13 protein-coding genes are annotated in these 15,312 nt (G+C 34.7%); 8 read left to right on the forward strand and 5 right to left on the reverse strand.

What is annotated here, in order from left to right:
- Positions 1-396: 396 nt before the first annotated feature.
- The 3 genes from DSM00_RS08030 to DSM00_RS08040 all read right to left on the reverse strand — a co-directional run bounded on the left by DSM00_RS08030 (position 397) and on the right by DSM00_RS08040 (position 4,580).
- The gene (locus DSM00_RS08030) at positions 397-3,042 is read right to left on the reverse strand and encodes a carboxypeptidase-like regulatory domain-containing protein (protein WP_241652378.1); all 2,646 of its coding nucleotides are present in this window, start codon (positions 3,040-3,042) and stop codon (positions 397-399) included.
- A gap of 23 nt (positions 3,043-3,065) precedes the next feature.
- Positions 3,066-3,866 carry a GLPGLI family protein gene (locus DSM00_RS08035; protein WP_128757522.1) on the reverse strand — a complete coding sequence of 267 codons (801 nt, stop codon included), beginning with the start codon at positions 3,864-3,866 and terminating at the stop codon, positions 3,066-3,068.
- A gap of 336 nt (positions 3,867-4,202) precedes the next feature.
- Positions 4,203-4,580 carry a Fur family transcriptional regulator gene (locus tag DSM00_RS08040; RefSeq protein WP_128757523.1) on the reverse strand — a complete coding sequence of 126 codons (378 nt, stop codon included), beginning with the start codon at positions 4,578-4,580 and terminating at the stop codon, positions 4,203-4,205.
- A gap of 79 nt (positions 4,581-4,659) precedes the next feature.
- On the opposite strand from DSM00_RS08040, the gene DSM00_RS08045 reads away from it, so the two are divergent.
- From DSM00_RS08045 to DSM00_RS08075, 7 genes are all read left to right on the forward strand, one after another.
- A complete protein-coding gene (locus DSM00_RS08045; protein WP_128757524.1) occupies positions 4,660-5,004 on the forward strand; it encodes a MerC domain-containing protein in 345 nt (114 codons plus the stop codon).
- The gene (locus tag DSM00_RS08050) at positions 5,001-5,909 is read left to right on the forward strand and encodes an NAD(P)/FAD-dependent oxidoreductase (protein ID WP_128757525.1); all 909 of its coding nucleotides are present in this window, start codon (positions 5,001-5,003) and stop codon (positions 5,907-5,909) included. Before DSM00_RS08045 ends, DSM00_RS08050 begins: the two co-directional genes overlap by 4 nt.
- A gap of 38 nt (positions 5,910-5,947) precedes the next feature.
- Positions 5,948-6,247 carry a hypothetical protein gene (locus tag DSM00_RS08055; protein ID WP_128757526.1) on the forward strand — a complete coding sequence of 100 codons (300 nt, stop codon included), beginning with the start codon at positions 5,948-5,950 and terminating at the stop codon, positions 6,245-6,247.
- A gap of 176 nt (positions 6,248-6,423) precedes the next feature.
- Entirely contained in the window at positions 6,424-8,766 is a 2,343-nt protein-coding gene (locus tag DSM00_RS08060; RefSeq protein ID WP_241652379.1) for a TonB-dependent receptor, read from the forward strand.
- A gap of 38 nt (positions 8,767-8,804) precedes the next feature.
- Positions 8,805-9,581 (forward strand): DUF4625 domain-containing protein, encoded by a 777-nt coding sequence (locus tag DSM00_RS08065; protein ID WP_128757528.1) that lies wholly within the window; start codon positions 8,805-8,807, stop codon positions 9,579-9,581.
- A 59-nt stretch (positions 9,582-9,640) separates the two neighbouring features.
- Positions 9,641-10,117: a DUF4625 domain-containing protein gene (locus DSM00_RS08070; RefSeq protein ID WP_128757529.1), complete on the forward strand. Its 477-nt coding sequence runs from the start codon at positions 9,641-9,643 to the stop codon at positions 10,115-10,117.
- Between the two features lie 31 nt (positions 10,118-10,148).
- On the forward strand, positions 10,149-11,117 hold the full coding sequence (locus DSM00_RS08075) for a DUF4625 domain-containing protein (RefSeq protein WP_128757530.1): 969 nt from the start codon (positions 10,149-10,151) through the stop codon (positions 11,115-11,117).
- A 294-nt stretch (positions 11,118-11,411) separates the two neighbouring features.
- Here DSM00_RS08075 and DSM00_RS08080 read toward each other — a convergent pair whose 3' ends face one another.
- Positions 11,412-12,398, reverse strand: coding sequence for a zinc-dependent alcohol dehydrogenase family protein (locus tag DSM00_RS08080; protein ID WP_128757531.1), 987 nt, complete (start codon positions 12,396-12,398; stop codon positions 11,412-11,414).
- 169 nt (positions 12,399-12,567) lie between these two features.
- On the opposite strand from DSM00_RS08080, the gene DSM00_RS08085 reads away from it, so the two are divergent.
- The gene (locus tag DSM00_RS08085) at positions 12,568-13,455 is read left to right on the forward strand and encodes an AraC family transcriptional regulator (protein ID WP_128757532.1); all 888 of its coding nucleotides are present in this window, start codon (positions 12,568-12,570) and stop codon (positions 13,453-13,455) included.
- A 23-nt stretch (positions 13,456-13,478) separates the two neighbouring features.
- Here DSM00_RS08085 and DSM00_RS08090 read toward each other — a convergent pair whose 3' ends face one another.
- Positions 13,479-15,293 (reverse strand): ChbG/HpnK family deacetylase, encoded by a 1,815-nt coding sequence (locus DSM00_RS08090; protein WP_128757533.1) that lies wholly within the window; start codon positions 15,291-15,293, stop codon positions 13,479-13,481.
- Positions 15,294-15,312: the final 19 nt, after the last annotated feature.

Here is a 15,312-nt window from a genome sequence, read left to right on the forward strand (position 1 = left end):
AGGCCGTAGCCCGCCCGACTCCACAATCACCTATAACTGCGTTATAGGATATAATAAGAAAAGCCCATCAAATGTATTTGAATGGGCTTTTTGTTATTAATACATCCGGCCTGAAAAGACAGGAAGCTATACTTGTAAAATTGAAGATATTGTATTGAAGCTAAGCTAGTCCCCTATTTCATTTTTAAATCTTTGTAAACTTAATATTTATAAGGTTTTTTAATTATGGATATAATTGCAACATACTTACTTCTTACCAAAGTAATTTAAGAGCTTAAACAATCTGGACAAACTTCTGAAACCATAAAATTTAACTGATTAATTTGATAATTAACAGGAAGCTTAAAAGTGGGTTCCACATCTTCAATACAAGTGACAACCTTACATTTCTCAGAATTAAAGTGAAAATTTTAAAGTTGCTATCACCTGCGCGGGTCGTAATCTATAACTACTTTGCACATAATAATATTGATTAGTATAAGCATTGATAAAAGATTCGGTATTCAAGATATTTCGCCAACTGATGTTTAGATCCATTTTTGGTTTCTTAAAAGTCAACTGATATCCCAAATTCAAAAAATAATTGTCACCATTTTCAGATAACGTATTACCATAATACTCAATACTGGAGCTTAAATACTGATTGTCTTTTGGGTAGAAATAAAGATCTAGGCTATGCTGTTGATTTTCTATTTGTTGAAAATCACTATTCTCAAAACCTGATCTATACGTAGAAAAATTACCTGAATAACTTGTAATAAGCCAACTTAAAATATCGGCTTCAATAGTACCTCCTATATTGAAATTTTGTGTATTTACCTCAGCTAAAACAGTATTTAAAAGTTGCTGTCGCTTTGATAGCTTATAAGAAGTATTAAGTTTAAATGTTGTTTTTAGTTTCCTGAAGTATTTGCTGGTATTAGCGCTAAAGTTATGAGTATCATAACTATTTTCTTGAGCGACAGCATCTAGAATCGTTGTTCCGTTTGCGCCAATAGTAGAACTGTACACCAGATTATTTTCAGAAAAACTATACGAGTAAGATGCTGCTAAAAACAATTGCTTTAGCGGATTTCGATAATTCAGTCCACCGCTATAATTTTGCCGCATTTCTTCTGAAATTGGCGCGTCATATCTACTTAAGTTTCGATAGCTATTAAGTAAATATCTAAAATATAATTGCTCGAGCTCGCCAAAATTATAACTCAATTCTGCTGAAGCATTTACTTCCCAAAACGCAGAAAGCTTTTTTCTAGCATAGAAATATGGCTCAAATACCAGCCGATTTAACGCTCGTGTTTCTTCAAAATTCTTGTCTTCTAGCTGAAAACTTTTAAATTCAAAAGGTATGTTTAGACTCAAGTTCCAGGTTTCATCCTTACTTTTATAACTAATAAAGTTTTTAAAGTAAACTGAAGATTGCACAAATTGGGTTCTGTTTTTAAAATCTGTATTTGAAATCTCTTCTCCATTTTCTAGAAAAATATCAGTATCTAATTGTTGATTTTGAATGGAAAACCCAAATTTTGGAGAAATTGTAAATTTCCCAAGTGCTTTAGTAAATCCAGCAGAATTATCGGTATAAATTTTACTTGTTGATACCAGCTGCTGAAGTTCTGTATAAGGAACATTATTATTAAGAACAGCTTCAAACTGGCCCGGCTGTACCCGTAAATCCTGATTACTTTGTGTAAAACCCGTGTTTGAATTAAAGGAAATTAATTGTTTTCCAAGCGTTCTTAGCAATCGAAGCTCGTTTCTAATTCCGAAGAAAGGATTATTTAATTGTTGACTTATTTGCGTATTAGGACGGTCGATCAAACCACGTTGGGTATTCCAATACCCATTAAATTCCAGTTGATTTTTCAGGTAATTTTTATCTACATTATTTTCTAAAGTTACCTCTCCTTCTAATCTGCTTATAAATATATCATTACCCGTTTGCTCTTTTAAATCAATCGTATCGGTAGGAGTAAAATAGCGTGTTTGCGTACTCCCATCCTGCTGTTGATAATCATTAAGATAAGATATATTCACTTTAAGATCCAAATTCTCATTAATACGTTGTAAACTATTTATTGAACCTAAATGTACATTGTTATCCAACCAGCGTTGTGCAGAAAATGGAGGCTCCGATACATTTTGTATAGTAAGCCAATCAGATTTTTCGATATCAAAATCGCTCCCGGTACTGCTGGTTGAAAAATTACGAATCTCTCCCGATGCATCGTTTCCCGTATTATTGCTTTGGTAAGAAACTATTGCCTGTCGATTTTTAGCAAAAACCATAGGCGTTACTTTTGTCTCCCATAGCAAGGGAGTAGCACCCATCCCGATGGTAGCGGTTCCGCTAAAGGTTACGTCATTTTTAAGCTTGATATTGATAGATGCACGTTCTGAAAACTCTAGACTATCTAAGACTTTTATGGGCTGATGGTTTTCTAATATCTCTACTTTAGAAACTGCCTCAACAGAAAGGTTATTATTTGCAAGATTATAACGCCCTTCTAAAAGATCCAGACCTTCAATATAGTATTTCTGAATAGGCTCATTTTGATAATAAATCTGCCCGTCAGGCCGAATATCAATCCCTGGTAATTTCTTTAGAACATCACCAATAACCCGGTCATTTTTATTTTTAAATGCAGCTACCGAAAAACTTAGCGTATCACCACGTTGCTGCAAAATTTCAGATTTAACTAGTACTTCTTTTAATGATTCTGATGATGGTGAAAGCTTAACCTCTAGTGTCTGTGTTTTATTTTGAATCGTTTTTTCAAATGTATTATAACCCAGGTATGATATTTTTAAAAACAGTAAATCACTTTCATTTTTAACAGCTATTTTAAAGGTTCCGTTCACATCTGAAATTCCATAAGCCAAAATTGAAGAAATAGAATCTTTACTGATTATTACAGTTGCTCCACCAAGTTTTTCCTGCTTGTCACTAAGAATATGCCCCGAGATTTCAATCTGAGAATGGCCCACTAAACCAAAGAATAGCATTATCAGAAAAAAATAAACCTGTTTAGTATAAATCAATATTTCTTATTGATGATGAATTGTTAGTGTTGAAGTTCAATAGGATTATTTCGCTTTTTATATTTTTCGCTTAGCTCCTTTCGGGCTTTAGCTTCATCTTCTGCACTCCAACCGAATGAAATACCTGCTTTTTGCATTGTGCCAATAGGATCACGACTATAATCGTCGCGAACTTGATCAAGTTCTTGTTGAGAAATAGTTTTGTAATTATCTAAATTTAATAGTTTACCTACCGGATCTACTAATTCTTGAAATCCCGTTAAACTAAAATAATATTGATTTCTTACGTCTGAAATTTCCAAAATGAGTCCCGGTAAACCACTAAATTTATAAGGCCCGTCTAAAAATGGTAATTCTGGAGCAAACCAGGCAACATAATTTCTACCGGCAAAAGAACCAGTTGCTTTTTGAACATTAAAGCCTAATATCTCTTTGTTATCTGGCTGTATTTTCCAATCAATAATTTTTAAATCCTGTTTATATTTAAGTTCATACTGAAATATTTTTTCAGCTAAAATAAGTTCATTATTCTGGTACTCTTTAAAGATTGTATATTTAAAATCAGTCATTCGATTGTACTCATCCATCCGCATCATCACAGGATTTTCCATATTCTCTAAAGAATCTTTAACCGCTTGCCCTAAGCTTGAAAATCGTGAATAACCTTTACCTAAATAAAGAACACCTGTTTCAGATTTTATAGAATTGATATCGGTAGAATCTCCTTGATAATTTAAGTGGTAAGTAGCTTTATACGAATAGGATTTTTGTGCTTGCAAACCTCCTAAACTAAGCAGAAGCAAAGCAATTATAAATTTTCTCATATCTAATGTTCTATAGAAATATTTTTTCACCAATTCTGCTCAAAGTTTTTACATAAAGTCTAACTATTCAGCGACATCGTTATCTTGTATTTATAAAAATAAAAATTACAATACATAATAAATAATTAATTATTAGGTATTCAAAACAAATGATAGAGCAATTTCCTTAAACCTCTTCTAGAAAAATTTTAATTTATTAACTGCTTTTCTCTAAAGATTTGGGATACTTACTATATAATACAATAGTTACTAGATGATTATGACTCAGCAAATTTCACCTCTTAATTTTAAGTCCAGTTTTTTTTAAAAATAGATTTTACTTCTTACCAAAGTAATTTAAGAGTCCAAACAATCTGGACAAACTCCTGAAACCATAAAGTTCAACTGATTAATTTGGTAATTTGAAGGAAGCTTAAATGTGGGTTCCACATCTTCAACACACGTTACAACATTACATTTTTCACAATTAAAATGTATATGATCGTGTTTATGCTCGGTAGAGCAACTATGGCAATTTGCATATTTTACAACGCCGTCGATATTTGTGATTTGATGCACCGATTTTTCTTCGACCAGCCGGTCCAATACGCGATAAATTGTTACTCGATTGCATAAACCATCTGGTAAAATAGCCTGAATTTCAGCTTGTGATAATGCTGTATCTGACTCATTTATAGTTTTTAAAATAGCTTCCTTAGCAATTGTTTTTCTCATAATACAAATTTAATGCAACAAAGTTGCTTTAACAAAGAAATTATATTTACTTTCGCAACTGTGTTGCAATAATGAAATTATGCGAGAGAAATATTACGATTTGATTGGTGTTTATTCTGCCTTTTTGTGTTTAGCACACTGTATATTAGGTCCTATTCTTTTTATAGTTCCATTAGGTATAAGTCATAGTCCATTACTTGATAGTTTTTTTCTCATAGTTGGGTTATTTCCTGTTTATAAAGTAGTGCGTAGTAAATCTCCGGTATTTTTAAAGATACTACTAGTATTTTCATTTGCGCTTATCGCACTTTCTATAACCTTAGAAGCACTTTATCATCAAGAATCATTTTTAATATTTATAGGGGCTATGGGAGTCATCTCATCGCATCTTATGAATTATAATTATAAAAAGCACATATTATGAATCTGTCAAATTCTTATGATGTAATTATTGTTGGTGGAAGTTATGCCGGTTTATCAGCCGCGATGGCTTTGGGTCGTTCATTGCGTTCGGTGCTTATTATAGATGCTAATAAACCCTGCAATAAGCAAACACCGCATTCTCATAATTTTATTACTCAAGATGGTGAAGCGCCTCATAAAATTGCCCAAAAAGCAAAAGAGCAAGTACTCAAATACGACACCGTAGAATTTTTAGACGATACGGTTATAGGTGGAAATAATAACGGAACTAGTTTTACAATTCTTACGAACTCCGGAAAAACCGTTGAAGCGAGAAAACTCATACTTGCAACCGGTATAAAAGATATAATGCCCGATATTGAGGGGTTTTCTGAATGCTGGGGAATTTCTGCTATTCATTGTCCTTATTGCCATGGCTACGAATTTAGAAATGAAAAAACGGCAATTATGGCAAATGGTGATCACGCCTTTCATGTCGCCAGTCTTGTAAATAATCTTACTAACGAACTTTCTATTTATACACAAGGAGAGCCTGATTTTACTGATGACCAACTTAAAAAGTTGAGCAACAATAATATTGCTATTGTTACAGATACGATTAAGAAATTGGAACACACAAATGGCAGTATAGAAAAAGTTCTTTTTGAAAATGGAAGCTCCCAAATGGTTAAGGCTATATATGCTGCTTTACCTTTTGAGCATCACACACAACTCCCTGAAATGTTAGGTTGCACATTTGATGAAGGAGGATTTATCAAGATAGATCTATTTCAGAAAACTGAAATACCCGGGATTTATGCCTGCGGAGATAACGCTCAAAAAATGCGGTCTATATCTAGTGCTGTTGCTTCAGGGACTGTTGCCGGGGCAATGGTAAACCACGAACTCACTCAGGAAGACTTTTAAAACAATCGATAATAAGAAAAAGTTACTTCTAAGAAAATATGTCTTTACAAATTAAACAATCTCTAGCACTGCTATTCTTGGCTTCCTTCCTTATGACGAAGATGGCAGGATTTCATGTGCTAACTCACGATGATTCAAATCTAAGTGAGGATTGTGCTATTTGTCAGGTTTTTATTTCAGACAGTCAAACTTTAATAGTTCTTGATAAAGCTCAAGAATTTTCACCTACACCTGAATTTACAATTCACCAAAAGACAGATTTAGTAATTACTACAGCAATTCTAAAATCTAATTACTACTCCTATCACCTATTCTCCCGGCCTCCGCCATCTATCTAAATCTCATTTCTATTCTTGCAAAGGTTTACTAGTCAGCTATTGAGTTGCCTTATTCAAAAGGTTATTACACCTAATTACTAGTAATACCAAAAAACTATCAAGTATTCACCAGCTCCCGCAAAACCGGGAGTAACTACTAATTTTATTATTTAATCATGATTATCAGATTACTGATAATGGGACTATTCTTGCTGTTTAGTTCCTATTCCTACACGCAGCAGAGCTCCTATTTTGAAGGTTTTGTTATAGACTCCATAACCTTAAAACCTATTTCTGGTGTTACCATTTTAGGTGAAAATGTGTATGCAGTGACTAACGATTCAGGATATTTTAAAATAAAAAAAACAAAACTAGCTTCAGAAGTTGAGGTTTCCCATCTGGGTTATTTACCTGTAAAATTTACAATTGATAAAAATCAAAACAGCCCTTTAAAAATCAAATTAAAAACTATTAGCACGTCACTAGATGAAGTCTCTGTACATAGCAAAAGTGCCAATAGGTTAGCTAAAGAAACATCGACAATTGAAGTAGCTGTAGATGAAGAATACCTGCACGCCAATCGCGAGAACAGCTTAATGCAAACATTAAGAAAGATTCCCGGTGTTAGCACAATGACAATTGGATCTGGTCAATCAAAACCTACCATACGAGGACTCGGTTTTAACCGAGTAAGTGTCATTCAAAATGGAATCAAGCACGAAGCGCAACAATGGGGAAGTGATCACGGTCTTGAGATTGATCAATACGGAATTGAAGAAATACGCATCATTAAAGGACCGGCTTCCTTAATGCATGGCTCTGATGCTATCGCTGGTGTAGTTGATATACAACCTGCCAAAACACCTGCCATAAATAGTTTTGAGGGTGAAGTTAATATTCTGGGTGAGACCAATAATGAGCTACTGGCAATTTCTACAGGGGTACAAGGAAGAAAGCAAAAGTGGTACTATAGAGCTCGCTTAACCTATAGAGATTATGCAGACTTTAAAGTTCCTACAGAACGAATTAGCTACGAGAACTACATTTTTGAACTGGATAATAACAATTTACGCAATACCGCAGGTCAGGAAGCAAACGGTAGTGTTAGCATCGGCTATGTGGATGATTCTTTTAAATCAGAAACTTATATAAGCAATGTAAATGCTAAGAATGGTTTTTTCGCGAATGCTCATGGTTTAGAAGTACGCACTTCAAGTATAGACTACGACACGTCTAATCGGGATATTGATTTACCCTTTCATAAAGTAAATCATATTAAAATCGTGAACAATAGTTGGTTAGATCTTGATTCACACAAGCTCTTTTTTGATATAGGTTACCAAAATAATCAACGGGAAGAACATTCAGAACCCGTGCCTCACGGTTATATGCCTAAGCCACCTAATAGCCGAGAACGTGTTTTTACCAAAAACACCTATTCCCTTAATGCAAAAGACATTTTTAAGCTGAATGACGCCCACACTTTATCGGCAGGTTTAAATACCGAATATCAAAATAACAACATTGGAGGATGGGGATTTTTAATTCCTGCTTACAATAGGTTTACAGCAGGTATTTTCTTGTTTGATCACTACGAAGCAAATGATAATTTGCATTTACAAGGCGGCGTTCGCTATGACGCAGGTAGTTTAAAAACCAATTCGTATTATGACTGGTATAGGTCTCCACGAGATAATAATGATGGAACCACTTCTACCCTATTTCTTCAACGTGCAGAAAACAGAAATTTAAATTTTAATAGCTTCAGTGGTTCTCTAGGTATTAGTTATATACATAAGAATACCACCTACAAGCTAAATATAGGCAAGAGCTTTAGAATGCCTCTAGCTCACGAATTAGCTTCAGACGGTGTAAACTATCATATGTACCGTTATGAACGCGGAAATCTGGATCTAGATCCTGAGTCCTCCTATCAATTGGATGCTGAGGTACTCTTTGAAAGTGGGTTTCTCAGTTTGAGCGTAAGTCCATTTGTGAATTTCTTCGACAACTATATTTATCTCAATCCAACCTCAGATTATGTAGAAACGCTGCAAGTCTATGAATACACACAATCAAAGGTATTTAGAACGGGTGGTGAATTGAGTTTAGGATATAACTTTACAAAGTCTTTTAATGTAAATGCATCTGCAGAGTACGTTTACTCAAGACAAACTAGCGGACCTAAGGAAGGATTTACAATTCCCTTTTCACCGCCATTAACCGGTACACTGACCACAAATTATCAATTTGGAAATTTTGGATTTCTCAATGACCTCAACTTGACCGTTGATATGCGTATTGCTGCAGCCCAAAACGAAATTGTTCCTCCAGAAGAAATCACAGCGGGATACCGTGTTTTTAATCTTTCTATGCGAAGTAAACTCGATTTATTTAACAAGGATAAAGCAGCCCTATTACGGATCAAACTCAATAATATTTTCAACTCAGAATATTACGATCACACCAGTTTTTACAGGCTTATAGACGTGCCCGAAGCAGGTCGTAATCTATCTGTCTCCTTAACAGTTCCTTTTTAAACTATTCAATTAATCTATTAATATTTAAACTAAACTTTATGAAATCAAATTTTAAACTTTTAAGCTTTTTTGTACTTGCAGCAGTTACGCTTAGTTCGTGCAGTAGTGATGACGACAGTCCGCTTATTGAAGAAGCTCCGATAATAACTAATTTTGAATATGGCGAAGGCAGTAGTCATGGCGATGAACAAGTAGGTTATAAAGGATCAGACATTCATCTTGAAGCAGAAATAGTTGCAGAAGCTACCGTAAGTAGTATTGCACTTGATATACACGCGCACGACCTGGAACCAGGCGAAGATGAAGTAGCATGGGATTTTAAGCAGATCTATACAGATGCAGATTATCTGGTAAAAAATCCGGTCTTTCATGAACATGTTGATGTTCCTGCAAATATTCCATCAGGTGAATATCACATTACGCTTACGGTGACCGATTCTAATGGAAACAGTACCGAGATTGAAGGCCATATTCATATTATGGATGCTGTGACTACCAGTGCATTATCTATCGATGAAAGCGTTGTACGCGGAACTGACCTGCATACAGAGTTGTTTATTGAAGCGGTACACGGAGTTCACAATGTAACTGTAGATATCCACGCACATGGTCTAACTGTGGGTGAAGGAGAGCAAGAATGGCACTTTGAGCAAGTTTATGAAGAGGGATATCACGGTGAAACAAGTGTAGAATTCCACGAGCATATTGATGTGCCGGTTACCGCTCCAGTAGGTGAATATCATATGGTTATTACGATTGAAGATGAAGAAGGAAATACCAGCAAGATAGATACACACTTTAATGTAACGTTATAAAAACTCATATAGCCAAATGCCTACTTATTTAGGCATTTGGCTATACTTATATTCGACAAATGAAAAAAATAAATTTTATCCTTTTTACGGCTAGCTTGTTTGTACTTAGCGCCTGCTCCTCAGATAATGATACAATTAAAGACGAAGAGAAACCTACAATTACAATTAACTACGATGGTGGTTTTCCTCAGGTTTGTGAAAGCTTACAACGCGGAGAAACATATACATTTAGAGCAAGACTAGCAGATAATGAAGCACTCGCATCATACAGTCTGGATTTACATCACAATTTTGACCATCATACACATGATGATCAAGGAGCAACCTGTAGCTTAGATGCTAAAAAAGAGTCGGTAAAACCGTTTATTTATATGGAAAACTTTAGCCTAGATGGAGCCCGAAAAGAATTTGAAATTGAAATAAAAATTCTAATCCCTACAGATATCGATACAGGTGATTACCACTGTTCTTTCTCAGTGACTGATGAGGTAGGCTGGCAAAGTAGAACTTCCGTAGACATTAAAATTGTGAATTGATTAAACTTCTCAATAACGACAACACTTATAAATGAAAACAAAACTATTAAACTTTATCGGCATTATATTTCTATGTATTACTTCTATCTCTTGCTCTAATGACGACGATGAAGTTATTGTTCTTGAAGAACCCACAATAGCTAATATTGAAGTTGGGTTAAATAATAACGAAATTGGAGTTATTGGCAGGGACTTTCATTTCAATGCCGAAATCCTGGCAGGTGATAAGATTGACGCTATTAGTTTGAAAATACAACCAAAAGTTAGTGAAACTTATGCGTTTGATTGGTCTTTAGAGGCTGTTTGGGAGGAATATAAAGGTGTCAAAAATGCAACGGTACACAAACACTTTGACATTCCTGAAAGTGCAGCAGAAGGAATTTATGATCTTATCATCACCGTAGAAGATGAAAATGGTACAAAACTGGAAGAAGTAAAAACTATAACGATCTTTCTGCCAGAAAGTCTTCCGGTTGATCCCAAACTTGAAGAATTTTCAGTTTCAGCAAGGGGTGATAGCGGCTTTAGAATTTTATACATCCTTTCAAGAGGAGGTTATCGTGATTCTGAGACTTTAGAATATGGTGATTACAATGTTTTTATAAACGAAAACGAAACTCTAAATCCTGCTGCAACAATTAGTGGAATAAAAGACGATGGAAAATTGTACATATTACTAATAAACAAAAAACATAATCATAGACCCGAATCTATCAACAGTATCGATTTTACCAAAGCAATCGTAGTGGATGTTTTTGAACATAACGATTTGGAGCAAACTGACAGATGGACTCACGTTAATTATCTACGTCCTGAATTTCCTGATATTTCTAAACTTCTTATTGGTGCATCAGTAGATAACAATTACCCAAATCCAATTGAAATTAACAGCCTTAAAGTCTGGGAATCTGGTGATTATTACGTAGGGGTAATTTATAAAAATACAACATACCGTATGAGTTTATTTCATTATTTGGAAGTTTCAATAAATATGGATTAATCCCAAAAATAGCGTTGTATTTATTTGATTTTAATAATATATAAAACCAAACTTTCAAAAAAAAACCTAAATAATTGAACTGAATACAACAATTAATTCTTAAGAAGGTAGGATTGCGTTTAGGAAATATGAAAATAAAAGGCCAAAATACTTAAACTATTTTGGCCTTTACTATTAAACTTGATATATACAATACGTTACTTAAAACATCTCAAATTGCGCTTGTTAATCGTCTTCTCAACCCATTATTAATTAAGTTGAAGTAAACACTAATATCTCAAATTCTGAATTGATCTAGTTTTCAACAACTACTTTACCTATTGCATTTCCACTTTCTAGTCGATCATAAGCAGCACCTACATCGGTTAATTTAAAATTCTCATCATCTAACAAAGGCTTTAAATGACCAAGCTCTATAATTTCGGTAAGTTTCGCTAAAATTTCTCCGTGTTGTGATTTATTAAAATTGTGAATCATAGGAATTAGCATAAACACTACATGAAGTGATAAACCTTTGAAATGTGCTGTACTTAAGTCTAATTCACATAGTGATACTGTTGTAGCTACTTGTCCGTTTAAGGTTGCTGCCTCAAATGACTTTAATAGGTTTTCACTTCCTACTGTATCATAAACAAGATCAAAACCGGCACCGGCAGTATATTTATTTACATAATCTTCTACAGATTCTTCTTTATAATTAATAGCTGTCGCTCCGTAACTTTTAATGCGCTCCAGTTGCTTTGCTCCACCCCCAGTAGCAAAAACCGTTGCCTCAAAATACTTTGCTAATTGTACTGCCACGTGACCTACACCACCAGACCCGCCGTGTACAAGAACAGTTTGTCCACTTTTAATAGCCGCACGCTTTAAACCTTCATAAGCAGTAATACCTACTAAGGGTAAAGCAGCCGCTTCTTTCATCGAAATGGTACCTGCCTTTCTTGCAATTAATCGTATATCTGCTGCTATATAATCTGCAAGCGTTCCTTGTAAATCCCCAAGACCTCCTGCACAACCGTAAACCTCATCACCTATTTTATATGTGGTAACATCATCTGCAACTGCTTCAATTGTTCCCGCGAAGTCCATCCCCAAAATAGCCGGAGTAGCAGGCGCAAATGGTAAATCTGAACCCATAGAACGAATCATTGTATCTACAGTATTTATACTTGACGCAGCGATTTTCACTAATACCTGACCACTTTGAAGATTTGGTTTATCTACATTAGTTTCTTCAAAAGACGCTTTTTCACCGTATTGATTAATTTGCATTGCTCTCATAACTCTCTATATTTTAATGATTAAGTTTTTATACAAAGCAAAATTAAAGGCTTTTACATTCTTCAAATTGTACATATAGAGGTAATATATGTAGAAATAGAGGTTTAATTATAGTATAATAGTAGAATTTATTTCATAAAACCTAAATTTACAGCCTTAAACAGCAATTATGCAAATATTAGAAGCAAATAAACCTTTTGAAATACAAGAATTGACACTAACTGAATGGAAACAACGACCAATTAAAAATAATTTTTTTGAGCTTGTACTTGTTGTTGATGGTCATGGAACTCAATGTATTAACTATAATATATACCCGTATCAAAAGAATAATATATTTCTACTTCCGCCTTTAAAGTGTCACTCTTTTAATATAGATCTGCCATCAAAATTTGTATTTCTAAAATTTACAGATACTTTTTTCAAAAATTCTAACCGAGTATCTCTCGATCGGTCAAAATGGTTTGGAGAAGCTGCATTTATTCTTTCTAATTATAATCAATTACCAGGTGATATCATCAAAAATGACTTAGATCGAAAACACATCAATCGGCTTATAAAAATGATCTTGCAAGAATCAAAAAATTATGGCGAGCAATCTATTGCACTTGTATCTAGCCTTATGGTATGCGTACTTGAAATTCTAATACGCAATATTAAAATGGGGAGTCATTATGAAGTGGTAAGTTCTAACAATGATTTAAGAGCTACCGCAATGCTCACTTATATAAATGAGCACATAAGTAAACCAGACTTATTAAAAGTTGAAAATCTGGCTGATGCCTTTATGATGTCACCTACCTATGTAAGTGAATTTTTCAGAAAACAAATAGGCGTTTCTTTACGCGAATATATTATAAAAGCGAAATTAAAATTAGTCGAAATACGATTGCTAAATTCCGATTATACTTTAAATGAAATTGCCGATGAATTAAGCTTTACCGATGTAAGCCATTTATCAAAAACCTTCAAAAAGTATATAGGCATTTCGGTGCGGGAATTTAAAAATAATGGAGATTACAAGCTTCTTAAGAGAGCTGTCTGTACTACCGATTAATTAGAAATTTTAAGATTCAAACCTTAATTTTTAAAGCCGGGTAATATATGTTCCCAGATTAGATTGATTTCGGCTTGCATATTTTCAATCTTTGCAGTGGTTACGATAACCGCATTTAATTCGGGAAGAATTAAAATAAATTGTCCATCCATACCATCTGCCCTATATGAATTGTGTCGCGATCTCCAAAACTGATATGCATAACCCTGTAACCAGTCGCTATCTGCTTCTTTAACTACTGATGCATCAACCCAAGACGGAGCTTGCTGTATCTTTTTTGTAGTTGCACTTTCAAACCAAGCTGTATTTAAAAGTTGCTTAGTAATCCATTTGCCTTTATTTAAATAAAACTGACCCAACTTGGCCATATCTTCGGTTTTAATATAAAGTCCCCATCCACCATTAGTAATTCCTGTAGGGCTTTTGTCCCACTGTGGAGTTTCTATATATAATGGATCAAATAATCGCGTCTTAAGATATTCTACTAAACTCAATCCGGTTTCTTTCTCTAAAATAGCTGCAAGTATGTATGTGTTTAAACTATCATATTGAAATCGACTACCTGGTTTATAAACAAGAGGGGTTTTAAGATAAGCTAATTCCCAATTGGTTTCCGTAGATCGTATGTTGCTGTTTGCACCTTCTGCGTGTCCCGGACTCATCGTGAGAAGATGTTCAATAGTGAGGTCTTTCAAATTTTTTCGCTCTTCAGCATTAAGCAAATCTGGGAAGAATTTTAATACCGGATCTGTCACATTTATGCGTCCTTCTTGAATTGCAAAACCTATCGCTGTCGAAGTAAGCGATTTGCTTACCGAATGCATAATATGGTTCTCTTTAGGGTTGTGTTCTCCTAGCCATTTCTCAGCAATGACCCTTCCATTTCTCATCACTAAAACACTATGCAATTCCTGACCACTTTTTTCTACAGCATTCAGATAATTATCAAAAGCCTGCATTTCAAAATTTTCACGAATTCCCGTACTTCTCGGTAACTGGCCTTTAAGATCTTTATATCCTATGCGCTTAATTCCTCTTTTTGCGATTTCTTCGGAAACAGCATCATTAGTAAGAAATTCATAAACCGCCTGCCTATGAAAAGAAACATCTTCATAATTTGTATGATATATGGATTGTAATTCTGGAGAATCCATAGCGGGATGCTCTAAAAACATATAATTGCGGCCCGGTTTCATACTATCTAACATTGCGGTAAAGCTAGCAAGACGCTCCGATTGCGTTTTTGTCTCTCCTATATAATTTGCACCTTCAAGAGCTAAATTGCCACTATAAATAAGATTATACTCTTGAGCTAACGCATAGACAAGGTTATTAAGATCCTCATCTACTCTGGTAAATCCCATATGTATAGAAAGGTGGGTAGTCTGAGGAAGATTACGCAATATCAATTCTATCTGAGCTCGTAACTCTTCTTCCACCTCATCGATCTTCCAATTACTTTCGCTCAGCGACAAACCCGGGTAAGCAGCATGTTTAAAAATCTGTGGTAAAAAATACCCGTTTACATCTGTAAAACTTTTACCGGCAGTTAACGGTCTCCACTTCACAAGATCCCACTCACTGCTAAGCGCCAAATGGATTCCCACATCAACATTCGGATTTTCATTCAGCATTTTTACAGCTTCAGGAAACCAAGGTGCCGGTGCAAGGACTTCTATCGCGGTTACTACTCCATTTTTATAAGAATCTATTAATGCCAGATTCCCGCTATGGCTAAATCCCATATCATCACCCCTAATTATAAGTTGACTAGCCTCTTCTTGAGCAGAGAGAAATTGCGTGAATAATAAAATCGATGCGAGTAAACGGTAGTTCATAAATGCGAATATGGGTTCA

This window comes from Leeuwenhoekiella aequorea (assembly GCF_004104375.1).
Classification (GTDB): domain Bacteria; phylum Bacteroidota; class Bacteroidia; order Flavobacteriales; family Flavobacteriaceae; genus Leeuwenhoekiella; species Leeuwenhoekiella aequorea.

Excerpts from the sequence above, each read along its gene's own strand:
- DSM00_RS08035 (WP_128757522.1), bottom strand. The coding sequence starts at position 3,866 with ATGAGAAAATTTATAATTGCTTTGCTTCTGCTTAGTTTAGGAGGTTTG.
- DSM00_RS08040 (WP_128757523.1), bottom strand. The coding sequence starts at position 4,580 with ATGAGAAAAACAATTGCTAAGGAAGCTATTTTAAAAACTATAAATGAG.
- DSM00_RS08045 (WP_128757524.1), top strand. The coding sequence starts at position 4,660 with ATGCGAGAGAAATATTACGATTTGATTGGTGTTTATTCTGCCTTTTTG.
- DSM00_RS08050 (WP_128757525.1), top strand. The coding sequence starts at position 5,001 with ATGAATCTGTCAAATTCTTATGATGTAATTATTGTTGGTGGAAGTTAT.
- DSM00_RS08055 (WP_128757526.1), top strand. The coding sequence starts at position 5,948 with ATGTCTTTACAAATTAAACAATCTCTAGCACTGCTATTCTTGGCTTCC.
- DSM00_RS08060 (WP_241652379.1), top strand. The coding sequence starts at position 6,424 with ATGGGACTATTCTTGCTGTTTAGTTCCTATTCCTACACGCAGCAGAGC.
- DSM00_RS08065 (WP_128757528.1), top strand. The coding sequence starts at position 8,805 with ATGAAATCAAATTTTAAACTTTTAAGCTTTTTTGTACTTGCAGCAGTT.
- DSM00_RS08070 (WP_128757529.1), top strand. The coding sequence starts at position 9,641 with ATGAAAAAAATAAATTTTATCCTTTTTACGGCTAGCTTGTTTGTACTT.
- DSM00_RS08075 (WP_128757530.1), top strand. The coding sequence starts at position 10,149 with ATGAAAACAAAACTATTAAACTTTATCGGCATTATATTTCTATGTATT.
- DSM00_RS08080 (WP_128757531.1), bottom strand. The coding sequence starts at position 12,398 with ATGAGAGCAATGCAAATTAATCAATACGGTGAAAAAGCGTCTTTTGAA.
- DSM00_RS08085 (WP_128757532.1), top strand. The coding sequence starts at position 12,568 with ATGCAAATATTAGAAGCAAATAAACCTTTTGAAATACAAGAATTGACA.
- DSM00_RS08090 (WP_128757533.1), bottom strand. The coding sequence starts at position 15,293 with ATGAACTACCGTTTACTCGCATCGATTTTATTATTCACGCAATTTCTC.